The sequence below is a fragment of the Larkinella sp. VNQ87 genome (assembly GCF_049445795.1).
Lineage (GTDB): Bacteria > Bacteroidota > Bacteroidia > Cytophagales > Spirosomataceae > Larkinella.
In genome coordinates this window covers 137,969-162,111 of record NZ_JBMSDT010000001.1, presented here as the reverse complement: position 1 = coordinate 162,111, position 24,143 = coordinate 137,969, and the positions used below count along the sequence as shown (strand labels likewise).

Genomic DNA, 24,143 nt, shown 5'->3' with positions numbered 1-24,143 from the left:
CCCAGAGAAAATGGATTTAATATCCAAATATATATATTCTATTGGCAAACTTTAAATAAAAAGTTTATTCAAAATATTAATTAATCTAAAGTTACTAATTAGTCTATTTGTATCATTTAGGTAAGAATTATAAAAATGGGGGTTTATATTTACTCAAGTTATTTAAACGAAAATAGTAGAAAATAGCAGCAAGGTATTTGGAATTTACAAAGCAGCTATAAATTTAGTTGTACAACTAAATTTATACAACTATGTCATATTCTCACCTTTTTTCAAGATGCTTTAGTAGATTCATTGTAACCTTGTTATTAGTAACAATTGTTTTCAGTGAATCAATATCAGGTAACACCAAGACAGATAACAAATTTTATAAACGCAGTAAGGTTATCAGTGGTAAAAAGCGTGCCAAATCGAACAAAAATGTAGTTACTGTTAAAAACAAGACTATTAAAGGCGCTGATCCAATTCGATTTAAGATATATTCCAACAAGCTTCAGCCGGAAGTAGGAGAGGAAGTTGAATTAACAGTTACTTTAAATTTGATAAAATTCAGCTCAAGTCTAATGTATTTTCTGCCGGGGTCGAACGCATATACCATCAAAATGATAGTACCCACAGGCTTTCAGATTACAAGTGGAGATCTCGGAGAAACAATTAGAGGTGAACTGACTTATCCCAACAGCACGGAAATTAATTATCACTTAAGAGGGTATTTTACAGCTCCTTCTCCAGATAATTGTTTTCGATTGCTGCGAAGTCACGGCCAAGCCACTAATCAGAGCTTATTTGAAGAAAAAGTAAACTTTTGTATAAAATCAAAAAATAATGCCAATGCCTCAAGTGCGAGACTAACTGAAAGTTTTTCAGTATCATTAGAATCGGAGTATGCAACTGGCACTGGAACAATTAATACTGACCCGGGAACTTCAAACAACCAAGTTCGCTGGGGGTATTCATCATCAAATGATTACCTTGATTATATCTTGACGGGTGCGAATGCTGTGCCTTTATCGGGGTTGTATGCACTTATATTAAGTTATAAAAGCATTAGCCCTTCAACCGGTAATATTATTGTAAATGGAATTTCTTATCCGTTTTCATTTCCTTCATCCGATGGGGTTTTAAAAAACTACGCAACTACTATACTACTAAACAGTGGTCCTAATATCATCCGTATTCAAGGTGGTAGTGGTAGATTTGCCCAAGATCGTATTCAGATTGTGAGCAATTTAGATACAAATTTGAATTGTTCATTTACTCCAACGGCTAGTGTGAATAATGCGACACCTGGTTGTGGTGCCTCAATAAATTTAAGTGCTGGTTGTAGTGGCGGTGATTGTAGCGGGGTTAGTTACAGTTGGAGTGGCAATGGGATTAGCCTGCCTGGACAAAATGTGACAACAAGTGTCCCTGGTAGCAATGGGACTTACACTTATGTGGTAATGGCTTCCAAAGCTGGATGTACTAATCAAACAGCTACAACTACGGTAACCTTGAGCGATTGTACAACTAGCCCTCAATCCGACTGCACTTCTTTTGCAGAAGTGTGTTCGGGGAACCAACATGAGATACGATATCAGAATATTACCCTTGCGTCAGCAGGCACTTATGGCCTGTCAGTTCACTACAGAGCCCCTGAGAAGCAAGTTACTGGTAGTGTGTTCATTGATGGGGTAGCTCAAGCGGTTGTTTTTCCTCAGACCAGTTCTTATCAGGATAAATCCGTAGGAAATATTACGCTAACAGGTGGTAGTCATACGATTGGGTTGAGTAGTGGAGCTGATGGTGGAATCATCTGCTTCGACAAAATTTGTTTAAGTGGAGGGACCTCTACCAATTGTTCATTTACTCCAACGGCTAGTGTGAATAATGCGACACCTGGCTGTGGTGCCTCAATAAATTTAAGTGCTGGTTGTAGTGGCGGTGATTGTAGCGGGGTTAGTTACAGTTGGAGTGGCAATGGGATTAGCCTGCCTGGACAAAATGTGACAACAAGTGTCCCTGGTAGCAATGGGACTTACACTTATGTGGTAATGGCTTCCAAAGCTGGATGTACTAATCAAACAGCTACAACTACGGTAACCTTGAGCGATTGTACAACTAGCCCTCAATCCGACTGCACTTCTTTTGCAGAAGTGTGTTCGGGGAACCAACATGAGATACGATATCAGAATATTACCCTTGCGTCAGCAGGCACTTATGGCCTGTCAGTTCACTACAGAGCCCCTGAGAAGCAAGTTACTGGTAGTGTGTTCATTGATGGGGTAGCTCAAGCGGTTGTTTTTCCTCAGACCAGTTCTTATCAGGATAAATCCGTAGGAAATATTACGCTAACAGGTGGTAGTCATACGATTGGGTTGAGTAGTGGAGCTGATGGTGGAATCATCTGCTTCGACAAAATTTGTTTAAGTGGAGGGACCTCTACCAATTGTTCATTTACTCCAACGGCTAGTGTGAATAATGCGACACCTGGCTGTGGTGCCTCAATAAATTTAAGTGCTGGTTGTAGTGGCGGTGATTGTAGCGGGGTTAGTTACAGTTGGAGTGGCAATGGGATTAGCCTGCCTGGACAAAACGTGACAACAAGTGTCCCTGGTAGCAATGGGACTTACACTTATGTGGTAATGGCTTCCAAAGCTGGATGTAATCTAAGCGCTTCTGTAAGTCTAAATGTCAGCGGATGCTCATCGACTGGTTATGGAGATATGGGAAGGGCTGGAACGCGACGTGACCAGTTTGATATCGTCAAATCTGGTGTACAGAATGGGTTTATAAGTATAAGCGATGTTTCAAACTACAGCGTTGGCGGATACAATACTTTGTATTTTATTAACGACGTTTACGTAGGAAATGCCTTAAGTAATTATGAACTTCCTGTAAATGCAAAATACGTAGTCGATAAGCTTATCACAAAATCGTATCCAACTTTAGGGTATCAGCGGGTTGACGATTTGTGGAAACAGGGTAGTCAAGATTCACAATGGATCAAAAGCTGGCATCAACAAATAATTAACACTTATGATACAGGAACACCTTTTATAGGTGATCAAATAATTAGTAATGGAAAAGGAACACTGTTACCATTGTATCAAAGCTGGTTTGTACGATCTAATAATTGGAATGCTGAAGCTTTGCGAAGTACACCTGCTTTGACTTTACCTGTTGGAAAAGTTTTTGGGGGTGACGCGTTAGATGGTACTGCAAGCCTAGACGACTACCATACTCACGGATGGAACATCATCCACCGCGCTCAAATTAAAGGTCAAAATGTGCCAATGAACGAACGTTTGGCATACCCTGTTTCTACTAATTTCAAACAGAGTCTTCAGAATTCTACATTATTAAATAAAGTATATTTAGATGGAAATCCTACTTACGAGCAAGGAGTAGCGGCTCAGGACTATGCAGGATATGATAATTTCGGGTGGCTTATTGATCAACTTGAGGAAGGTGATGACTATGTGAGAGGGACGAGCAAGGGATATTTGGGGTATCATGAACGGTTTAAACAAAAAAATCCTTCTGGTCGCACTTTTGGAAATTACGGAGCTGGCTCTCTCCGTTATAAGGCATTCACATATAATTTTCAACCTGAAGGTGGCGGGGCCCGTAATCCAGTTGATTTTAATAATTACATTCGTCGCTATCAAAGCCAGCAGCAGGCAAGAACTAGACCAAATGGAAGTATAGATCCTTTCTATATTAATCATGATGGTAAAAGCTTAAGCAGCATAGGAGTTGAGCAATTGGTTCAATATTATCCTATGAATGTAAATGAAATCGATGCTATCTATGTTAAAATGCATGAAATAGATGTCATGCTAAAACAGGACCCTAACAATAAACCAATCGGATATCTCTGGCCCCTTCGGGAGAATCCAGATGGTGGAAGTTTGAATGGAGACGCTTCAAGTGGTCACAACTCGTATGAATGGGAACATGAGACAACTAATCCAGCTGGAAGAGTACGGCAAACTTCTCATAGTACGTGCAGTTTAATCTCAGCAGAAGTATTTGCGTTTGATGCAATGACTCGCGGGAAAGGAGTGGTTTACTTTCATAATCTTCCATTGACTGGAAATGATCGAAATAAAATTTCTACCAGTGCATTATATCCAGCAACGTGGCTACCTGATCCCGGAAGTTCGAATAATTTCCCATATGTCTCCTCAAATGAAGCTGGTGTTGCTCCTTTAACCCCTTTGGTAGGATTCGATGCGACATATCACGGACGAATTAAAGCTCAACGAGTGTTAGATTGGCTAGGCACAACAACACCAGAGTGGGAATATGCTACTTATTCATTAAATGGTACTGTAAGAAACGCTCCATCAGATGGAACAGCCATCCTGCATCATGCGGCCGATTATAAGCCAATGGCTATGATACTTCGTAATCCTGTTAATAACAAAAAAACCGTATGGGCATTTGATCCTTACTGTCAGCCAAATGCGACACAAAATATAAGCATAAATTTAAATGATGGAACATCAGTTGATGTTCTACTTAAGGGAAACGCCCTTCACGTAATCTTAATTAATTAGGCGCTTATAACTTTTGATCTCCTGTTATCGCCACTACCTAATTTCAATTAGGTAGTGGCGATTAAATCTGAAAATAGCTCGTTTATGTGCTTTAATATCCTGTTTGTTGGTGGGCGAATCAGTCTGTAAAGAGCCCAATTTTTTTGCTAGTGAAAAGCTTTTACCATCTTCAGATTGAGGTGCTCTCGAAAAGCGTTCCGGAGACTGCTCGCGAAACTGTGTCAAAGGTTAATAAAAGGAATAGTGAAGTCCTCCCCAAAATTCGGACACGGGTTATGATTAAAAGATGAAGTAACTTTCACTTTTAAAGCTGTAATGGTCCTATAGATACGCTACATTTGGAAAGGCGTTAAAAATAGCACAAAACTAGGTTTTTGCTTTTTTCTTTAAGGCATCGAGTTTCTTATCCCAATAGTACGATTGTTCTCGAATCCGTTCTTTTTCCGGATCGTATTTGGCAATAACTTGTATTCTTAACTTTCTTGCTTAACGTTTTTTGTTTTATTAACTTAGACAAAAACAAGCAAGATGAAAGCCGAAGAAAAATTAGCTCATCACCGTTTGAGTGTGCTGGAACTGGCTCAAGCGCTAGGAAGTGTGTCGGAAGCCTGTAAACGCAAAGGCATGACGCGAACCATGTTCTACGAATACAAAAAGCGTTTCATCGAGCAGGGCATCGAGGGACTCAAAGATTTGCCACCGATCGCTAAATCACATCCTTTTACAACCCTTCCTGAAGTCGTCGACCGTATCAAAGAACTGGCTTTGGAGCATCCTGCCTGGGGGTGTAATCGGCTGGAAGCGCTGCTGATGGCCGAAGGCAAGCGAGTCAGCAGCGTCACGATTCAGGAACTGTTGAATAAAAACGGATTAGGCAGTCGCTACGATCGCTGGCTGACTCTGGAAAGAAAGCATGCCCAGGAAGGACTTGAACTGAATCCAGAGCAAACCGCTTTACTGGAAAAATTGAACCGCACCGGCGGCCCGGCCACAGTACAAGGAACGCCATGTGGAATCATCGGCACCCGGGGAGTTACTGAGTCAGGACATTTGCCAGATCGGTAGCATTAAAGTCGTAGGTAAAATTTATCTACACTCGGTGGTCGATACATTTGGTAGCTATGGATTCGGCTTTCTACACACTTCCAAGCAGCCTGAAGCCGCCGTTGCCGTCTTGCACAATGATGTTTTGCCCTTCTACAAAAGCAAAAAAATAGAAGTCAAGACTATTTTGACCGACAATGGCCGGGAATACTGCGGCACCGACGCGCATGCCTTTCAAATCTACTTAGAATTAAACGAGATTAAACATCGGACGACCAAGGTTCGTAGTCCGCAGACCAATGGCTTTGTCGAACGATTTCATCGCACGGTGTTGGAGGAATTTATCAAAGTTGCCTTTCGGCAAAATGTCTACTTAACGCTCGATCAATTGCAGGCTGACCTGGATGAGTGGCTAATTTTTTACAATACTGAGCGACCCCATTTAGGCTACCGCAATAGGGGCCGAAGACCTATTGAAACCATTGATTAATATTGTACTAAAATTAGAGAAGAAAAACGTAACGTTGTTAAACAAGAAAGTTAAGAGTACACCCTTATACACAGTGGCCCAGTTTGCATCGGCGCATACGGCTCAGTATCATCGGTATAGTCAGCTATTACACCCGCCATGTGTGTCAGGATCTCCACCGCGATTTCCCGGACCTGGTTAGCTATGACCGCTTTGTGGCTCTGATTCCTCGCACACTCATCCCGCTCATGGTTTATCTGGCCTACCGCTGTCAACGCAGTTTGCGCACCGGTATTTACTACATTGATTCTACCCCGCTGGCGGCTTGTCATCCTAGAGTCCACCAGCATCGCACCTTGAGCGGCTTTGCCGCTTGGGGAGAAACCTCCGTGGGCTGGTTCTTTGGACTCAAAGTTCACTTGTTAATCAATCCGTTAGGGCAGTTAATTCACGTCCGCATCAGGGATGGCAGCCCCCATGATACCAACCCGAAAGTACTCTTTCAACTCACCAACGATGGGGTAGGTTGGGTCTTTGGGGATAAGGGCTATCTGCTCAATATGGAAAAACAAACCTTTGTTGAACACCAGGGCCAGGTCTTCTTTGTGGCTAAACCACGCCGGGGCAGTCAGCCTGTGGAGTTGCCCCTTGCCGCCCGGCGTTGGGCTAAAAAACGGAGCCTGATCGAAACCGTTATTGGCCAGACTAAGACCGTTTGCAATTTGGAGCACAGCCGCCATCGGTCTGCTCACAATGCCTTTGTCAATGTTTATGCAGCGCTGGTCGCCTATTCATTTTATGAACGTAAGCCTGTTGAAGCAATTAATATCAGTGATCGGCTGTTGCAAACAGGCGAACCGGGTTGGGTGCTGGCGGCATGAAGTATAATCTCATAGTTCACGTTTGAATAGATATTCCGAAAAAGATAGATAGAATAATTTTAATCGTATATTTGTGTGTACAAAATTTGTAATTTTAGAGTAACAAGTTCTAATCGAATGGAAAACAAATCTTACATGAAATTCGCTAACAAAAACTATTCGTCTTGGTATGAAAGGATTATGGGTATGTCATTGCTAATGTTAATTTCATATAAAAAACTGCCCTTTCTGCAATATAATGGACAAATCAATCCTGATGAAAGTCAGATGTTAACGCAGGCCATTACTTTAGAGTATGATCCGGTTTTTTGGTCTTCAGTAGACGGTACAACAAGTGGTCCAATAAATAGCTTTCTAATTCTACTTATTAAATATATAGGTTTTCCATTTAATTACACTACTCTCCATATAGCCGCTCTAGGGTTTATTTGTATATGTTTATTTATGACTTATAATACAGTGCGAATGTTTTTTAACTATAAAGTAGCCTATTTAAGCTTACTAATTATCTACAGCTTTTTTTTCTTTACTAATCATAAAGACTTTAATCATTTTGCAAGCGAGTTGCCTTCTGTAACTTTAATGACTATAGCAATTTATCTTTTGACATTAATTTATACTTCGGACAAGTCGCTATCATGGACTTATTACCTACTAGCTGTACTTTGTTGTTTAATTCCATTAGCAAAATTACAGGGTGGCCCCATTGCTTTTCTATACTTATTTTATAGTATAATTTGCTTGGTCAAACATAATAAATTATTTGGTTGTAAAATTTCATTAATTATAGCTCTTGGTTCCGGCTTGCTGACGGTAATAGGTTCACTACTATTTTACTTGTACGTGAATGACTTATTAACTGATTTCTTTGTAATGTATATTCGGACAAACTTAAACCATTATAATTCTGCAGACACAGTAAAAATGTTTATCAAATTAATGTTCAAGTCATCTTACGATTATTTGTTTTTCTTGCTAATCAACACACTGATATGGTTGATAGGAGCACGGCTTATTCTAAAGTATAAGTTGAAATATACCATTGATTTGAATGTTCTAAGATTTTTAATTTTAAATATTGTAGTTTCAATAGGAGTAATTGCTAGAACCGGATATGTATTTGAACATTATTTATTGTACTCACTTTTTCCAATTATCTTACTTACAGCGTATTTTTTGAATATCATCCTATATTCAAATAAAAGTGAATTTTATCAGAAATTGAATTCTAAATTAATAATGATAGGATTATGTTTTAGTTTAATAATAACGTGTCTGCTTAAAATGGATAAAGAAAATCAAAATTTTAATACGCTTCGACCTCCTTTATGTAATAAAAATATTGTTAATTTGATTAAAAAATATACAAAATCCACTGATTGTTTAGTCGTATGGGGATGGAATTTGACATATCATGTTTTTACCGGTTTAAGGCAAGGGACCCGCCAAAATCACTCAATCCGTTGTATGATAACAAACTCATTGGGTGCTATTCATGATCCTCAATTGATTGCTTATTATCGCCATCAATTTGTTCATGATATGGAGCGCAATCGTCCTGCTGTATTTATAGACGAAGTAAAAGCAAATGATTTTTTTATAAACCCTAATGAGGTTGTACATCAAACTGTCCCTGAGTTAGATAGATTTATATCCTGCAACTATAAATTAGTCAGTAGTCAATCAGGAGTCCAGGTTTATATTCGTAATGATCGGCTTAAATGGTTATCCCATTATTCTACCCAAAAGTTCTGATTCAAGCTAAACAGTGGTAAATACAGGGTCAAAGGGTTTCAATTTCCGAGATCATAAACTGAATTCAATGATATCACCACTCAATTTCCTTCAATCCTTTACTTTTCAAATACACATTCGTCTGGCTGAAGTGTTTGGTGCCGAACCAGCCACCGTAATTGGCCGCCATCGGTGAGGGGTGTTTGGCTTTCAGAATCAGGTGCTTGTAGCTGTCGATAACCGCTCCTTTTTTCTGGGCATAAGCACCCCAAAGCAGAAAAACGAGGTTCTCTTTTTCGTTGGACAAGTGCTGAATGACGGCATCCGTGAAGGTTTCCCAGCCTTTGTTCTGATGCGAACCCGCCTGATTGGCCCGAACCGTCAGCGTGGCGTTGAGCAGTAACACGCCCTGAACTGCCCAGCGTTCGAGGTTGCCGGACCGGGGAACGGGCGTTCCCAGATCGTCCTGGATCTCTTTGAAAATGTTGACCAGCGAAGGCGGTTTCGGAATGCCCTCATTGACTGAGAAGGCCAATCCGTTGGCCTGCCCCTCACCGTGGTAAGGGTCTTGCCCCAGGATTACGACCTTTGTCTGGTCGAACGGACATTTATCGAAAGCGTTGAAAATCAGCTTGCCCGGCGGGTAACACCGTTGCGTTGTGTATTCGGTTCGCACAAATTCGACCAGGTTCTGAAAATACGGTTTTTCAAATTCAGCGTGCAGCCGTTGCTGCCAGGAGGGTTCAATAACGACCTTCATCAGGATGGATATTGGGTGTATGGGTTCAAAGACGATACCGAAACCAGTCGGAACCGGCACGTTATTTGTCGTGGTGGCAAAAATAGAGGAAAGCTAAAATTATTTTTGAGCCTTGTTGGATTTATAAACTCTTGAAATTAATTTTCGTTTAAAGGTTGTTAAACAACAAGTCAATCGAATGATATCGGCAATTACCGAAGGCGTAAAAGTCAGCGTCATGACTGAATACCAGCCCGAATACTCCAGCCCCATGCAGGCCCATTACGTGTTTACGTACCGGATTACCATCGAAAACGGAGGACCGTCGACGGTGCAATTGCTGCGTCGCCACTGGCTGATTTACGATGGCTACGGTATGGCCCGCGAAGTGGAAGGAGCCGGAGTGGTCGGGCAGCAACCGGTTTTGGAGCCGGGCGAAACGCACGAATATGTGTCGGGCTGCAACCTGCGGTCGAGTCTGGGCAAAATGAGCGGGACGTATCTGATGGAACGCATTGTCGATGGCAAACAATTCAGGGTCAATATTCCGGAGTTTATGATGGTCGTGCCGTTCCGGTTGAATTAAATCAGTTTTATTAACGATCCGCCGTAGCGGTTTTTGGTTACTTGATTCGCGCTTATCTGACGTATCTTCTGAAGGCCCGCGATGCGCATTCCCTGCATTCGCCTTTTGTCTTTGATCTCTACACCTACCTTATTCGAGCCGATAACCCCGACGAACCGGCTTTTGGCCCCATCCGAGCATTGCAGCGGGAGTTATTAAACGATCGTCGGATCATCCGGATTACCGACTTTGGGGCGGGTTCGCGTATCAACGCTTCCCGCGAACGGGCGATTCGGGATATTGCAAAAAATTCACAAAAACCGGCTCGGTTTGGGCGCTTGCTGTACCGGTTGATCCAACGGCTCGATGCCAAACTCATTCTGGACCTGGGAACCTCGTTGGGGATTACCACGCTCTATGAAGCCGCAGCCGCCCCCCAGGCCCAATTGCTGACGTTCGAAGGGTGCCCGCAAACGGCGGCCGTTGCCAGCAACAACTTTCAGAAGTTGAACCGTTCGAACATTGAAATCATCACCGGGAATCTGGATGAAACGTTGACAGATCGTCTGAAAACCGTGGAACGGATCGATTTCGCGTTTTTCGACGCCAACCATCGCTACGAACCCACGATGCGGTATTTTGAAATTGCGCTTTCCAAAATTCATAACGATTCTTGTTTCGTTTTTGACGATATTCACTGGTCCGACGAAATGGAACAGGCCTGGGAGCAGATCAAAGCCCATCCGGCCGTAACGGTTACGATTGACTTGTTTTATGTGGGGCTGGTATTTTTCCGTAGCCAGCAACCCAAACAGGATTTTATCCTGCGTTTTTAAGTCGTTGGAAGTCAGAAATAATACTGCCTTTTGCGCGTTTTCAATACTAGGTTGACCGTCGCCGTTTTATGAAACATCTCTTCCAACGTTCAGTAAGGAATCTATTGGGGGCCGTGGGGTTGGGTATTTTAATCACATCCTGCCAGAAATCATCCGATCAGCCGGAAGAGCCAACGCCGGTGGTGGCCAGCAGCTTTGAGCAGTTGCAACGCCGGATTCTGACGCCTACCTGCGCTACCTCCGGTTGCCATTCGTCTGAAACGGATCCGACCTTCAACCAGCACCGGTTATTGCTGACCAGTGGGTTAACTTATAAAAATCTGGTTGGCGTCGCTTCCACCAACAGCAACGCCAAAGCCGCCGGGCTGCTTCGGGTAAAGCCCTTTGCCGCGTTGGAAAGTCTGTTGTATCACAAGTTAAATACGGCGGCCGGCCACCACAGCGGAGCCAATTATGGGAACCCGATGCCGCTGGGGAAAGATCCGCTGACGGTGGGGCAGATCGAATTTGTCCGGCGCTGGATCGAAGCTGGGGCACCCGAAACCGGGAGTGTCGTCGATTCGACGCTGCTGGATGATAAAACTCCGAGTGGGGTGCCATCGGAAGCGTTTGAAGCGCTCAAAGCACCGGGCCCCGGCCAGGGTTTTCAGATGCGGCTGGACCCTTTTACGGTCGCGCCGAATTTTGAACGGGAGCTGTTTGTCCGAAAAGCGATTGGCAATACCCAGGACGTATATGTCAGTCGCTATGAAGTGAAGATGCGTCCCAATAGCCACCATTTTGCCCTCCACAGCTTTCGGACGGATCAGAATCTGCCTGTATTAAACCAGGTTCGGGATTTGCGCAATGCTGACAATACCTTAAATCTGGCGACGGCGCTAATGATGCAAAATCACGTCTTTTTTATTGGTGTCCAGTCGCCCTATGTCGACTATAGTTTTCCGGAAGGGACCGCTTTGCCCATTCCCGCGAATGCGACTATGGATATGAATTCCCACTACGTGAATAAAACTGGCAGTTCAATGACGGGCGAGGTGTATCTGAATCTGTACACCGTCGATCCGGCAAAGGTAAAGAACGTGGTCAAAACAATGGATTTCAACAACACAAATCTGACGATTCCGGCCAAAACGCGGGTAACGCTGACCAAAACGTTCACTATGTCCAAGCCCATCAAAGTGCTGGTGTTAACTTCGCATACGCATAAACTGGCCGAAAAATTCGTGATCCGCATAAAAGGAGGAAGCCGGGATGGCGAGATCATCTATACCTCCACCAACTGGGACCATCCCGAAATTATTACGTATAAAACGCCTATTCCGCTGGCGAAAGGCGAAGCGCTGGTTTCGGAGATAACTTACAACAATACGACTGATAAAACCGTCTATTTCGGCCTGACCAGCGAGGATGAAATGGGCATTATTTTTGGGTATTATTTGGAAGAATAGCTAGTTAGTGCAGAGAAATGAGGGGATAAACGGCTGAATGAATTGAATTGATTAATTGATCAATCCCTATATCTCCTATGCCCCGGTCTTTCCTCCGTTGTCTGTTGTCGGGAGTTTTGGGCTGGATGTACTGGTCTTCCGCCGGGGCTCAGGATACACGCCTGGTGCTGGACACGACCAGGCTCAGCTCGGGTCAGTTAGTAAATCTGGCGGAGCTCAATGGCTGGCTCTTTTCGGCAGGCCATAATCCCGCCTGGGCTAACCCCGGTACCAGTTCCGCAACCTGGCGCGCTTTTAAACCCGCTGACCTGTCTGTCCGCAACGCTGATGAACAGGGGAAGGTGGAAGGATGGTTTCGACTCAACATTCAGCTCGATTCGACTTGGAGAGGAATGGCATTAGGGCTCCGCAACGGGAGCTGGGCTGCTGCGGATGTCTACCTGGATGGGCGTTGGGTAGCTTCTTTTGGGAATACTGGGGCAAACGGAAAACCGTATCAGGCGCATTATTATGTTCATCAGCCTGCCATCCCTATTCCGTTCATACCAGAAAAAAACCATTTGCTGGCTATCCATGTGGTGGATTACGTATCTGCCTTTCCGCAGTATCCCGGTCGGAAACTACAGTCAGAAGCGCTTTCGAGTACGATCCGGCTCCTGCAGCTTACCGGGCCGCAGTATCCCCAGCTTTTGTTGAACTCCATCCGGGAAAATGTAGGGTATGTAAGCCTCTGGTTTGGTATATGGCTTCTGGTGACGATCGGTTTCTGGTTGCTCTCCTGGTTAAATTTCTACGAAAAAACCACCTTACAACTGTTGGGCGTTGCAGGGACCTTTGCCACGATATCCAACCTGGGGCGTCTGCTGCTGTATAGAAGCTCTTCCTTTCCGGTTCATTATGGAAAAGTTGCTATAATCACTCTGTCGCTCTGGCTGACAATTGTATTTATCCTCCTGATCTTAATGACTATTTTCGGCTATCGAGTCCGGCGAAAATGGTTTTATGGGTTAATCATCGTAGCGATTGCGGGCGCTGCGGTGGATATGTACGTAGGCGGGGATGCCGTTATTTCAATGGCCAACCTGATGCAGCAAGCCTTTATCGCTTACCTGCTGCTATCCTCCTGGAAACGATTGCGGGGAGCCCAATGGGCGATTGTAGTTGGCGCATTGGTTAGTATTGTGGCGGCTGCGGTGTTTGCTGTGTTCACCTTTGTTCAATTGCCATTCAACTTTAATCTACTTTTCTCCGTAATTTCGCTTGCTTTTCCGTTTTCGTTCGTCGTTTATATTGCCCTGCGGTTCAGGGAGATTTTAGCCGATGTTCGCAAAAAAGCGGATGCGCTGGTGCAAATTACCGAGGAAAAACGATTAATACTGGCGACCGAAAATCAACGGCTCGAACAGCAGGTAGAAGCCCGTACTGCCGAATTAAAGGCCTCTCAAGCCCAACTCATTCAGAAAGAGAAATTAGCTGGCTTGGGCGAGTTAACGGCGGGTATCGCCCATGAAATTCAAAACCCCCTGAACTTTGTCAATAATTTCTCGGAAGTCAGCGCTGAACTGGTCGAAGAGCTGAAGGCTGAGTTGGAGCGGGGCGAAACGGCGGAGGTTCGGGCTATTGCTGATGATTTGAGTCAAAACCTGCAAAAAATTCATCACCACGGCAGCCGGGCCAGCCGCATTGTCAAAGGAATGCTGGAACATAGCCGAGCGACGACTGGCGAACGTCAGCCGACGGATCTAAACGCCCTGGCCAATGAATACCTGCGTCTGGCTTACCAGGGACAACGGACGAAAGACAAGGACTTCCGGTGTGAAGTAGTCACCGACTTTGACCCAACCCTGGGCAAGGTGGAAGTTGTACCGGCGGAGATTGGGCGGGTGCTTCTGAATCTGCTTTCCAATGCGTTCTATGCCATAACTGAACAGCGCAAGGCGAGGTCCGCGGATTATACACCCACCGTTTGGGTGGACACGTGCCAAAAAACCGGGCCGTCCAACCGCCGAGTGGTCGAGATTCGCGTAGCCGACAACGGCATTGGCATTGCCGAATCCGTGAGGGGGAAGATTTTTCAGCCCTTTTTTACGACTAAACCCACCGGTGAAGGAACGGGCCTGGGCCTATCACTCAGTTACGACATTGTGACCAAAGGTCATCAGGGTTCCTTGCAAGTCACTAGCCGGGAAGCGCAGGGGACGGAGTTTATCATTGAACTGCCTCAACAGAACTAAACTACGGCATCATCGGTTTGGTTGCGAACCCACCAAAAAGTAAAAAACCGCCCTTGCTTCAAGGGCGGTTTTTTTATGCTGATTCAAAGTCGGATTACCGGGCAATTTCAATCTGAACCCGTTTCCCTTTAATCGTATTTCCTTCCATCGCATCCACGACCCGGTTGGCTACATCACGCGGAACGTCGACGTAGGTGTGCTTGTCGAAAATGTCGATGTGACCGATGCTGCTGCCCGGAATGTTGGCTTCTCCGGCAATGGCGCCGACGATGTCGCCCGGACGGATGAAGTCCCGACGGCCCACGCTGACGAATAGGCGGGTCATGTTGGCTTCCCGCTCGCGGGGAGCGCGTTGCTCATCCCGGTCAAACCGGCGAGGTTCACCGCCCCGGTCGTCACGGCCACCGAAACGCGGCCCACGATCGCGGTCACCAAACCGGCTTTCGCCCCGGTTACCCCGCTCGCCAAACCGGCCTGAAGATTCACGTCCACCCCGATCACCAAAGCGACCGGAACTTTCGCGTCCACCGCGGTCACGGTCACCGAAGCGGCCTGAGCCTTCCCGGCGTTCCCGACGGTCGTCGTCGTGGCCCAGATTCTGGTCAGAGAACTCGTTTTTCTCGATGCCCATACCGCGTTTGACCAGTGCCGCCACAATTTGCTCGGTCGAAAAACCGGCGTGGTGCAACGCCGTCAGCAGGTCATCGTAAAGATTCAGATCGGAGCTGGATTCGATGGTTTCTTTTACCTGCTCGATAAACCGGGCTTTTCGTAAGCCAACGATGTCTTCGAACGACGGAATCACACCTTTCTCCACCCGAACCTTGGTGTAGTTCTGGATTTCGCGGAACCGGTATTTTTCGTCGCGACCAACCAGCGAAAACGCTTTGCCGGACTTTCCGGCGCGGCCTGTCCGGCCAATCCGGTGGACGTAATATTCTTCGTCGAGCGGAATGTCGTAGTTGATAACTGCATCCACATTGTCTACGTCGATCCCCCGGGCGGCTACGTCGGTAGCCACCAGAATGTTGGTTACACCCGACCGGAATTTCGACATGACGTTGTTCCGTTGCGCCTGACGGAGATCACCGTGCAAGCCTTCGGCCTGATAACCACGAACTTGCAAGTCTTCCACGATTTCGTCGACCCGTTTTTTCTGGTTACAGAAAACGAGCAACAATTTCAGGTTGTAGGTGTCGATCAATCGGCACATTACCTCCACTTTGGCCTTCGGTTTTACCTCGAAGTATACCTGTTCGATGTTGTGGTTGGTCAGTTCGTTTTTCACCACTTTCACCAGCACCGGGTCTTTCTGGAACCGCTGCGTGATGGCCATGATCGGTTTCGACATCGTGGCCGAGAACAGAATTGTCTGGCGTTCTTCAGGCATCTCTTCCAGAATACCCTCGATGTCTTCGCGGAAACCCATGTCGAGCATTTCGTCGGCTTCGTCCAGAATCATCATTCTGACGTTGTCCAGTTTCAGCGTGCGACGCTCCATGTGGTCCATGACGCGGCCCGGCGTACCGATCACGATGTGAACCCCGGTTTTGAGCGACTTGATCTGGCGATCGATGGAATCACCTCCGTAGATGGCTTCCACGCGAATACCGCGTTTGAATTTCGATAATTTCCGGACTTCGTCGGCCACCTGGAGCGCCAGCTCGCGGGTCGGACAAAGCACCAGCACTTGCGGATGACGCTCGGTTACATCGATCATCTCGATGGCCGGGATGCCAAACGCTGCGGTTTTCCCGGTTCCCGTCTGCGCCTGACCAATTACGTCGCGGCCGTCCAGAATGGGCGGGATGGCTTCGGCCTGAATGGGCGAGGGATGCTCGAAGCCCATTTCGGTGACAGCCTGTAAAATGTCGTCTGATACATTCAGATCAGCAAACGTCCGTTGCGGAGTTGCCGGTTTGGTACTCGTTTCCTGTTCCATGATCTCAGGAGTCATAACTTGTAAGAGTTTTAAAATGAACTACTACAAGCGTTTATCGGCAGGAGTGCTCGTTCTGCGCGGCCATGCAGTCTGATTACCAAAATCAGTGAACGATACGTTTGTGTGTTTGAAATACAGTCGTGAAGGAACCCCCGAAAATGCCCAGCTTAGCCCAAAGTGACGTGTGTCACGAATGCGATTGCCCCAACAGATGCGCCCAACGAATGTTTAAACCCCTTTCCGGTTGACATCCGTGCTGCTCTGCGGTACTAGAAAAAAGCTCATGAAGCGTGTCTATTACAGAGTCCGGACGGATGTCCGCTTGAAAAACTGTCACAAAAGTAAGAGATATTTTTCAAGAATGCAAGCAGCAATATTATCTAATTGTATTTTTTTGGGAAGGCATTTTTTATAGGATGGCGAGTATAGCGTCCGCTTTTAACAAACACTCCTCGTATTCTTGCTGAGGGTCAGCGTCGTAGGTAATGGCGCTCCCGACCGAAAACGAAAGATAGCGGGTGGATTGGTTATAAAAAATACTCCGGATCATCACATTGAAATCGAAATCGCCCTCCGGCGTAATAAATCCGGCGGCACCTGAGAAGGGTCCCCGGCGGGTGGCTTCATACTGGTCGATGAGTTCCATCGCCCGCACTTTAGGCGCGCCGGTCATGCTGCCCATCGGAAAGGCGTGCCGGAGGGCTTCCGTAAACGGCAGGCTATCGCGCAGGCTGGCCGAAACCGTCGAGACCATCTGGGACAACTGCTGGAACGGGTAGATGCCAAACAGTTCATCGACCTGCACCGTACCGGTTTCGGCGCTACGGGCGAGGTCATTGCGCACCAGATCGACAATCATCAGGTTCTCAGCCCGTTCTTTTTCGCTGGTTTGCAGGTGCTGTTGCAGTTGCCGGTCTTCCTCAATTGTTTGGCCGCGCCGAATGGTGCCTTTGATGGGTTGAGAAACCAGCCGGTTACCTTCTTTCTTTAGAAACCGCTCGGGCGATGCACCCAGGCTGTAGCGGTTTCCGATGCGCAGAAAATGAGAAAACGGCATCGGCGAGCGGTCGTTCAGGGCCCAGTAAGCAGCTAGCGGGTCCAGGTCAGCCTGTTTGGCGAAGAATTCGATGCAGTAATTCAGTTCGTAAACCGTGCCGTCGATAATGTCCTGCTGGATCCGTTTCACCGTCTGGCGGTATTCTTCCGGCGAAACCCGGCGTTCGATGGTCGGTTTGGGGCCAATCCGTACAACCGGGCCGGTGTTGGGTGCAGTGGCTTCAATCGATTCAAAGACTTTTCCCGGGTTTTCGAAAGAGCGAATGGTTAGGGCAGTATTCTCAAAATCGATGACATGGAGTGGCTGAAAAAAGTAAAGATCCGGAAAGCCCATCCGGTCCGGATTGCGACTGCTCAACGATTCGATCCGGTTTTTCAGATCGTAGCTTAAATAGCCTACCCGGAAGTCCGGTTCACGCTGATGGACCTGATACAAGGTGTGAAACGGATCGGTTTCCGCTCCAAACTCAACGACTTGCCGAACACCGGCCACGAGTCGGTTGGGAAACGCCCGGTAGGGGAGGCTAAAACCGTAAAGCTGATCGGCATTGTTGTTGAAGAAGGCAACGTGCTCATACGACTGAGTCGCCCAGATCAATGCTTTTTGGTGCCAGAAATTAACGGTATCAGCGTCCGTTACGGTCAGCGGGAATGTTTGTTCCTGACGGTCAGAACGGGTTACTGCCATTTACTTCCTTCCAGATGAACATCGATGGCAATGTCTTTGCTCTCGGCGTTTTTCCCGATTCGGAATTTGACCTCGTCGTCGACCTGTAATTCATTAAAATCAACGTCGTTCAGGCTGGTATAATGAAAAAAGAGGTTGTTGGGCGGATAGTTGATAAAACCGTACCCGTTTTTCAGGCTCCGAATCGTACTGATCTTGTATTCCGAAGGGTCAGAATCGTCGACCATACCGTCGGTATAGTCTTCAAAGTTCAGTTCCGAAGCAACGGTATTTCCGGTGTTTAGCAGAACCCGCGTCGATTGTTTAACAAACAGGTTTTGAATCAACGGATCGTTTTTCCGCAGGCGGGTATCGATCATTTCGTGCATGGCCACTGGATACGACACTTCGGCCAGCAGATCCTGCGAGGTACGGGTGACAAGCTTCTCGCCCTCGTCGTTGAAATACTCAAAATCCCAGCTGAGGACCATCACGCGGGTTCCGAGTGTGTTCAGTTTCCGAATCAGCGGAACGTAGTCGCCATCGGCTGTGATCAGTACCACAACATCGAATTGCTTTGAAATAGTCAATTCGAACGTTTCCAGCGCCAGCCAGACATCGATGCCCTTCTCCTGGCGGGAGCCCTGAAAATTTTTGACGGGTAAATAATGGGTAACCACACCTTCCGACATCAATATATCGTCGAAAAGGCGGTCATAAAATAGTTGGTTGCCGCGTTGACTGGCTTCGTGCGCATTTAATCGGCCCCGGAAATAATGCGCATCAACAATCTGGCACAGCCGGAAGTCGGTTTGTTCCTCGTGCGCAACCTGGGCTCGTATAAATTTATGTAAACCGGATATGCTGATGCGGCTGCGCCTTTCGTGAGAATAATTATAATAATTACTTACATGTAAAAAATAATTCCCATCATATATTACTGCTATACGGGTTAGCTTAGAGCATTTTGGAGTCTGCATTTGATGTGAAATAGAAATAATAAAATGGTAAAATAATTGGAGTCAGTCAAAGCGCAATAATCACAATATTTAAATTTGCCGTACAATTTTGAAGGTAGTGGCCTGTTAATCTGATAGTTACTTACTAAACATGTATTGACCAGGATAGAGAATGGCGGTATAATATGTGTATGGGGAGCAAAAATAGTAAAAAATACCGAAAATGTCGCTCAGTAGGCTTCATTCGCTACCTTTGCATTCCATTATACTTACTCATGAAAAAGGCATTATTTATTGATCGGGATGGGACTATCGTTTTTGAACCCCAGCCGGACCAGCAGGTCGATTCCCTCGAAAAGCTGGAATATATTCCGAAAGTCCTTTCCAACCTGCGTAAAATTGCCGAAGAGACGGATTTTGAACTGGTGATGGTTACCAATCAGGACGGATTAGGAACCGAAGCGTTTCCTGAAGCAACATTCTGGCCCGCCCACAACAAAATGATGAAGACGCTGGAAGGGGAGAATATTCACTTCCAGGCGGTTCACATCGATCGTACATACCCCCATGAGAATGCTCCGACCCGTAAACCGGGAATCGGCATGCTCACCGACTATCTGACCGGTGCCTACAACCTGTCCGAAAGCTATGTCATCGGCGACCGACTGACCGATATCCAAATGGCCGTGAACCTGGGCGCAAAAGCCATTCTGATTGCTCCAAAAGATCCGGACGAGGGCATGACCGACGAAATGCATCAAGCGTTAGCCTTGTGTACCGACGACTGGGATCGGATTTATGAACTCCTCAAATTGCCCCCCCGGACGACGGTGGTCGAACGGAACACGAACGAAACGAGGATTTTTGTCGAGCTGAACCTGGATGGCCGGGGACGCTCCGCCATCGAAACCGGGATCGGCTTTTTTGACCATATGCTGGATCAACTCGCCAAACATTCCGGGTCCGATCTGACCATCCGGGTCAAGGGCGATCTGCACATCGACGAGCACCATACGATTGAAGACACGGGCCTGGCCCTTGGCGAAGCCTACCGTCGAGCCCTGGGTGACAAGCGGGGCATTAGTCGCTACGGTTTTTTACTGCCGATGGACGAAGCCCTGGCCCAGGTCGGAATTGACTTTTCCGGACGGCCCTGGCTGGTGTGGGAAGCCGAATTCCGGCGCGAGAAAATCGGCGAGATGCCTACGGAAATGTTTTATCATTTCTTCAAGTCTTTCTCCGATACGGCTCTTTGCAACCTGAATATCAAGGTAGAAGGCCAGAACGAACACCACAAGATCGAAGCGATTTTTAAAGCGTTTGCCAAAGCGATAAAGATGGCCGTCAGGCGCGATGTAAAAGCGATGGATAGTTTGCCGAGTACGAAAGGCGTTCTATAAAAGATTATTGCGCCAGGATTTGCCGAGGCAACAGAGTTTTTTTATAGTTTTGCGCTATCACTAACAAACCGGTACGACTATGTTTATGACAATTGTAGCCATCGTTTTCTTCGCTGTTCTGCTCATTGCAGCATTTATTGCGGGACGTTGGCTGGAAGGAAAAGAACGTAACTATTGATTGCCAATAACCTATTTCTGGCGGTTACTCCAAAAATGTTGTTGAAAATCACCGTAATAGATAAATTTAAAGAGGGCCTGCTTGGCCCTTTTTTTATATGCACCGAAAATTTTTGAGCAGTTTCCAACGGTGAAGCGAACAGCGGGGTCTTCTCGGTAAACATTAACAACAAGCGAGAATGACACCATTTAAAAACCTGTATGGATTGCTGCTGCTCGGTCTGCTGGCCATTGGTTGCGAGAAAGACAACAAAGTGGCTCCCACCGAAAATAATCAGGCCGTAACCGTTAAAGTAAACCAGGCCGCCCGCGTAAAACAGAATGTAACGCTGAATGTCGATAGCATCACCGACAGCCGTTGTCCGGCTAATGCCAGTTGCGTCTGGTACGGTAATGCGCAGGTGAAGTTTACGCTGAAGAACGAAACCCAGAGCCAGTCCGGGGAATTATGCCTGGGTCAGTGCGGGCAGCAACTAAAAGGCCGCGATGCGGTCACGCTGCAATTGGGCTCGACCAGCTATGAGGTCATCCTGTCGGAAGTTTCGCCGTTTCCCGGTCTGGAGGATGGCAAGCCGAAGGAAGCGGTGATTACGGTCAATCAGAAGTAAGAATCCGTCGGAGCGGATCAGGTGCAACCGACCCGGTTTTCAGAGCTGGGTCGGTTTTTTGTTGAACAGGCTTACAGAAGTCCTTCGTCGGCAAAACTCAGGTAGGCGCGGTCGGTGAAAATCAGGTGATCCAGCACCGGAATGTCGAGCATTCGCCCGGCTTCTTTGAGTTTGCGGGTTAAGTCCTTATCGGCCTGAGAGGCTGTTAGGTTGCCGGAGGGGTGGTTATGAACCAGGATGATGGCACTCGCCAGTTGGTCGAGTGCCTGCTTGAAAATCAGGCGCGGATCGGCGATCGTACCCGACAAGCCGCCCGAGCTGATCTGAACCGGCCGTATCACTTCGTTGGCCCGATTGAGCAGCAGAATCCAGAATTCCTCATGCGGTTTATCCAGTAGATGTGGTTTAATTTCATCGTACGCATCCCGCGAACTGGTGATGCGAGACCGCTGGGGTCGGTTTTCCTCTTTTCGTCGACGACCCAGTTCCAGAGCCGCCACGATGCTAACCGCTTTCGCTTCCCCGATTCCCTTGAATTTAGACAGATCCTTAACGCTTAGCCGGGCGAGTTCATTGAGGTTGCCACCCACACTTTGCAGAATGCTTTTAGCCAGGTCGACGGCGGAGACATCATACGTGCCCGAGCCGATCAGGATGGCAATCAATTCGGCGTCTGACAAAGCCGCCCGGCCTTTTAGCATCAGTTTTTCGCGGGGCCGGTCTTCTTCGGCCCAACTGCGGATGTTGCGGGATAGTTCGTAGGTCATGGTGTGGTGGGATAAGGCATAAAAAAAACCTCACCTGAAGGAATCAGATAAGGTTCTCGTAACGTTGACGTTCTCGTACCCACGTACCGGGCCGCGCAGGCTTTAGTCCGTGTGAGTTAGTAACAACTTCTGGATTTGCAATGGTTACACGGACTAAAGCCTGCGCGGCCCGGTCCGTGGGTACGGAGATTAAGCAGCAACAGCCAGACCGTTGACGTATTTCGCCAGTTTTGACTTGTTGTTTGAGGCTTTGTTCTTGTGAATGATATTACGCTTTGCCAGTTTATCCAGCAGCGACGACACCGTTTTGTACAGTTCCGTTGCGGCAGCCTGATCGGTCGTCAGCCGCAATTTCTTGATCATTGTACGGGTCGTTTTGTGTTGGAAACGGTTCAGCAAACGCTTCTTCTCGTTTGCCCGGACCCGCTTCAATGCCGACTTATGATTTGCCATTGCTTATTGGTACAGTATACAGTTTTCTCACAAATGTCCGCAAAAGTAGGGATTTGTGAGAAACTATGCAAATTTAACTTCCAGCGTTTTCACCGGTTTACCCCAGTTACTGCCGGATTTCGGAGTTGATAATGAACACCTTCTCCCAACTCCCCTGATTATTTTTTACAAACTCGCGTTGCTTTTCGTTTCGGTTGAACGTCTCAATATCAGCTTCGGTCTGGAACGTGAGGTAGTGCATGACATCATACTCAGCCGAATTGCCGCCAACGCCCTGTAGTGTCCGTCCGGAAGTATAAGAAATGATCTGGGGAATTTCATGCTTTAAGGCGGCAAATTCGCGCATATGCTGCTCAATCGCTTCATTTTTAGTGCCTTCTTTGAATTTAAAGCAGACAATTTGCTGTTTCTGGGCTTTTCGGGCAGGTGAGTAGGCACCGTAGATTATCAGGCCGAAAACTCCAAAGAAGAAAAGAATCAGGCTGTAGCCAATGGATTTGCGTTTCATGTTGTTTGTGAAATTGATGTTATTCCAAATATTATTCCGAATAACATAGTTATTTATAAATAAAGTTTAAACTTTTCTTATTTAAATACTATGTTTAGGCAAAGGTATAGTAGAAATGTTTTGAAGCAAGTGTTTTTGATGATTTTTTTCGAAATGGCGGTTTGGGTAAAGGCTAATCAGCGACCGGTCTGGGGGTTTTACGGTCATCGAAAAATTAACCGGTTGGCCGTTTTTACGTTACCTCCGGAAATGCTGGTTTTTTACAAGAAGAATCTGGACTACCTGACCGAGAATGCCGTAAACCCCGATCGGCGCCGGTATGCGGTCGTAGGTGAAGCGCCCCGGCATTTCATCGACCTGGATGCGTATGCAGACACCTCGAAAACCGGATTGCCCCGGAGCTGGCAACCGGCGGTCGAGCGGTTTGGTGAGGATACGCTGGCCCTGCACGGCATTGTGCCCTGGCATATCCAGTTGATGAAATACCAGTTAACCGAAGCCTTTAAAGACCGTAACCCTCGCCAGATTCTGAAGCTGTCGGCCGACTTGGGGCATTATATTGCCGACGCTAATGTGCCGTTGCACACCACCCGAAACTACAATGGTCAGTTGACCGGTCAGCAGGGCATTCACGGTTTTTGGGAGTCGCGGCTACCGGAACTGTTCAGCAACGACTACGACTTTTTTACCGGCCCGGCGCAGTACATTTCTTCTCCTCAGAAACGGGCCTGGCGGGCGGTTTTCAACGCCCATGCTGCCCTGGATTCGGTGTTGAGGCTGGAACGGGAACTGACCGCACAGGTGGGCGATGTTCGAAAATACGGGTTTGAAGAGCGAAACGGCCAGACGACCAAAGTGTATACCGAAACCTTTTCCCGAAAATACCACGAACAGTTGCGCGGGCAGATTGAGCGGCAGATGCGGGCGTCGGTCCAGATGGTGGGCGATTTCTGGTACACGGCCTGGGTCGATGCCGGACAACCGGATTTGACGAATTTAGCCGGTTTTACCGTAAGCCCGGAGGAGCAAAAAGCCGAAACGGACGAAAAAGAAGGCTGGTTGAAGCGGTTGCTGAAAGTCCGCAGTGAAGACTAGGAGGGAGCCACATTGGT

At 46.9% G+C, this 24,143-nt stretch carries 16 protein-coding genes and 2 pseudogenes; 11 read left to right on the top strand and 7 right to left on the bottom strand.

The features are described from left to right. Positions 1–251 precede the first annotated feature (251 nt). From ACO2Q8_RS00695 to ACO2Q8_RS00680, 4 genes and pseudogenes are all read left to right on the top strand, one after another. A complete protein-coding gene (locus tag ACO2Q8_RS00695) occupies positions 252–4,544 on the top strand; it encodes a CBM35 domain-containing protein (protein WP_423342846.1) in 4,293 nt (1,430 codons plus the stop codon). Between the two features lie 528 nt (positions 4,545–5,072). Beyond that, a pseudogene (locus ACO2Q8_RS00690) lies at positions 5,073–6,078 on the top strand (IS481 family transposase). Positions 6,079–6,200: 122 nt separating this feature from the next. Further along, positions 6,201–6,938: pseudogene (locus ACO2Q8_RS00685) on the top strand (IS982 family transposase); the annotation flags it as partial. Between the two features lie 117 nt (positions 6,939–7,055). Beyond that, positions 7,056–8,693, top strand: a complete 1,638-nt coding sequence (locus ACO2Q8_RS00680; RefSeq protein ID WP_423342845.1) for a hypothetical protein — start codon at positions 7,056–7,058, stop codon at positions 8,691–8,693. Positions 8,694–8,766: 73 nt separating this feature from the next. Here ACO2Q8_RS00680 and ung read toward each other — a convergent pair whose 3' ends face one another. Then, positions 8,767–9,432: a uracil-DNA glycosylase gene (ung, locus tag ACO2Q8_RS00675; RefSeq protein ID WP_423342844.1), complete on the bottom strand. Its 666-nt coding sequence runs from the start codon at positions 9,430–9,432 to the stop codon at positions 8,767–8,769. Between the two features lie 178 nt (positions 9,433–9,610). Between ung and apaG the strand changes: the two genes are divergently transcribed. The 4 genes from apaG (at position 9,611) to ACO2Q8_RS00655 (ending at position 14,494) form a co-directional block, all read left to right on the top strand. Beyond that, positions 9,611–9,997, top strand: coding sequence for a Co2+/Mg2+ efflux protein ApaG (gene apaG, locus ACO2Q8_RS00670; RefSeq protein ID WP_423342843.1), 387 nt, complete (start codon positions 9,611–9,613; stop codon positions 9,995–9,997). A gap of 41 nt (positions 9,998–10,038) precedes the next feature. Continuing rightward, positions 10,039–10,812: an O-methyltransferase gene (locus ACO2Q8_RS00665; protein ID WP_423342842.1), complete on the top strand. Its 774-nt coding sequence runs from the start codon at positions 10,039–10,041 to the stop codon at positions 10,810–10,812. 68 nt (positions 10,813–10,880) lie between these two features. After that, positions 10,881–12,260 carry a hypothetical protein gene (locus ACO2Q8_RS00660; protein ID WP_423342841.1) on the top strand — a complete coding sequence of 460 codons (1,380 nt, stop codon included), beginning with the start codon at positions 10,881–10,883 and terminating at the stop codon, positions 12,258–12,260. Between the two features lie 77 nt (positions 12,261–12,337). Next, positions 12,338–14,494, top strand: coding sequence for an ATP-binding protein (locus ACO2Q8_RS00655; protein ID WP_423342840.1), 2,157 nt, complete (start codon positions 12,338–12,340; stop codon positions 14,492–14,494). Between the two features lie 94 nt (positions 14,495–14,588). Here ACO2Q8_RS00655 and ACO2Q8_RS00650 read toward each other — a convergent pair whose 3' ends face one another. The 3 genes from ACO2Q8_RS00650 to ACO2Q8_RS00640 form a co-directional block, all read right to left on the bottom strand. Next, positions 14,589–16,451 carry a DEAD/DEAH box helicase gene (locus ACO2Q8_RS00650; RefSeq protein ID WP_423342839.1) on the bottom strand — a complete coding sequence of 621 codons (1,863 nt, stop codon included), beginning with the start codon at positions 16,449–16,451 and terminating at the stop codon, positions 14,589–14,591. Positions 16,452–16,845: 394 nt separating this feature from the next. Beyond that, complete coding sequence (locus tag ACO2Q8_RS00645) at positions 16,846–18,180, bottom strand: anthranilate synthase component I family protein (RefSeq protein WP_423342838.1); 1,335 nt, start codon at positions 18,178–18,180, stop codon at positions 16,846–16,848. Further along, positions 18,171–19,139, bottom strand: a complete 969-nt coding sequence (locus tag ACO2Q8_RS00640; RefSeq protein ID WP_423342837.1) for an NYN domain-containing protein — start codon at positions 19,137–19,139, stop codon at positions 18,171–18,173. Before ACO2Q8_RS00640 ends, ACO2Q8_RS00645 begins: the two co-directional genes overlap by 10 nt. A 254-nt stretch (positions 19,140–19,393) precedes the next feature. Here ACO2Q8_RS00640 and hisB point away from each other — a divergent pair, with 254 nt between their 5' ends. Together hisB and ACO2Q8_RS00630 are read left to right on the top strand one after the other, a co-directional pair. Beyond that, positions 19,394–20,518, top strand: a complete 1,125-nt coding sequence (gene hisB / locus ACO2Q8_RS00635; RefSeq protein WP_423342836.1) for a bifunctional histidinol-phosphatase/imidazoleglycerol-phosphate dehydratase HisB — start codon at positions 19,394–19,396, stop codon at positions 20,516–20,518. A 356-nt stretch (positions 20,519–20,874) separates the two neighbouring features. Continuing rightward, positions 20,875–21,303 (top strand): hypothetical protein, encoded by a 429-nt coding sequence (locus ACO2Q8_RS00630; RefSeq protein ID WP_423342835.1) that lies wholly within the window; start codon positions 20,875–20,877, stop codon positions 21,301–21,303. 71 nt (positions 21,304–21,374) lie between these two features. Here ACO2Q8_RS00630 and radC read toward each other — a convergent pair whose 3' ends face one another. The 3 genes from radC to ACO2Q8_RS00615 form a co-directional block, all read right to left on the bottom strand. Further along, positions 21,375–22,070, bottom strand: coding sequence for a RadC family protein (gene radC / locus ACO2Q8_RS00625; RefSeq protein WP_423342834.1), 696 nt, complete (start codon positions 22,068–22,070; stop codon positions 21,375–21,377). 189 nt (positions 22,071–22,259) lie between these two features. Then, positions 22,260–22,523, bottom strand: coding sequence for a 30S ribosomal protein S20 (rpsT, locus tag ACO2Q8_RS00620; protein WP_423342833.1), 264 nt, complete (start codon positions 22,521–22,523; stop codon positions 22,260–22,262). A 106-nt stretch (positions 22,524–22,629) separates the two neighbouring features. After that, positions 22,630–23,031, bottom strand: a complete 402-nt coding sequence (locus ACO2Q8_RS00615) for a Dabb family protein (RefSeq protein WP_423342832.1) — start codon at positions 23,029–23,031, stop codon at positions 22,630–22,632. Between the two features lie 138 nt (positions 23,032–23,169). Here ACO2Q8_RS00615 and ACO2Q8_RS00610 point away from each other — a divergent pair, with 138 nt between their 5' ends. Then, the gene (locus ACO2Q8_RS00610) at positions 23,170–24,126 is read left to right on the top strand and encodes a zinc dependent phospholipase C family protein (protein WP_423342831.1); all 957 of its coding nucleotides are present in this window, start codon (positions 23,170–23,172) and stop codon (positions 24,124–24,126) included. The last annotated feature ends 17 nt before the right edge of the window (positions 24,127–24,143 follow it).

What these genes read in the sequence shown, in the direction of transcription:
- ACO2Q8_RS00645 (WP_423342838.1), bottom strand. Translation starts at nt 18,180, where the DNA reads ATGGCAGTAACCCGTTCTGACCGTCAGGAACAAACATTCCCGCTGACC.
- ACO2Q8_RS00610 (WP_423342831.1), top strand. Translation starts at nt 23,170, where the DNA reads ATGATTTTTTTCGAAATGGCGGTTTGGGTAAAGGCTAATCAGCGACCG.
- ACO2Q8_RS00680 (WP_423342845.1), top strand. Translation starts at nt 7,056, where the DNA reads ATGGAAAACAAATCTTACATGAAATTCGCTAACAAAAACTATTCGTCT.
- ACO2Q8_RS00640 (WP_423342837.1), bottom strand. Translation starts at nt 19,139, where the DNA reads ATGCAGACTCCAAAATGCTCTAAGCTAACCCGTATAGCAGTAATATAT.
- ACO2Q8_RS00695 (WP_423342846.1), top strand. Translation starts at nt 252, where the DNA reads ATGTCATATTCTCACCTTTTTTCAAGATGCTTTAGTAGATTCATTGTA.
- apaG (WP_423342843.1), top strand. Translation starts at nt 9,611, where the DNA reads ATGATATCGGCAATTACCGAAGGCGTAAAAGTCAGCGTCATGACTGAA.
- radC (WP_423342834.1), bottom strand. Translation starts at nt 22,070, where the DNA reads ATGACCTACGAACTATCCCGCAACATCCGCAGTTGGGCCGAAGAAGAC.
- ACO2Q8_RS00615 (WP_423342832.1), bottom strand. Translation starts at nt 23,031, where the DNA reads ATGAAACGCAAATCCATTGGCTACAGCCTGATTCTTTTCTTCTTTGGA.
- ACO2Q8_RS00655 (WP_423342840.1), top strand. Translation starts at nt 12,338, where the DNA reads ATGCCCCGGTCTTTCCTCCGTTGTCTGTTGTCGGGAGTTTTGGGCTGG.
- ACO2Q8_RS00630 (WP_423342835.1), top strand. Translation starts at nt 20,875, where the DNA reads ATGACACCATTTAAAAACCTGTATGGATTGCTGCTGCTCGGTCTGCTG.
- ACO2Q8_RS00650 (WP_423342839.1), bottom strand. Translation starts at nt 16,451, where the DNA reads ATGACTCCTGAGATCATGGAACAGGAAACGAGTACCAAACCGGCAACT.
- hisB (WP_423342836.1), top strand. Translation starts at nt 19,394, where the DNA reads ATGAAAAAGGCATTATTTATTGATCGGGATGGGACTATCGTTTTTGAA.
- rpsT (WP_423342833.1), bottom strand. Translation starts at nt 22,523, where the DNA reads ATGGCAAATCATAAGTCGGCATTGAAGCGGGTCCGGGCAAACGAGAAG.
- ung (WP_423342844.1), bottom strand. Translation starts at nt 9,432, where the DNA reads ATGAAGGTCGTTATTGAACCCTCCTGGCAGCAACGGCTGCACGCTGAA.
- ACO2Q8_RS00660 (WP_423342841.1), top strand. Translation starts at nt 10,881, where the DNA reads ATGAAACATCTCTTCCAACGTTCAGTAAGGAATCTATTGGGGGCCGTG.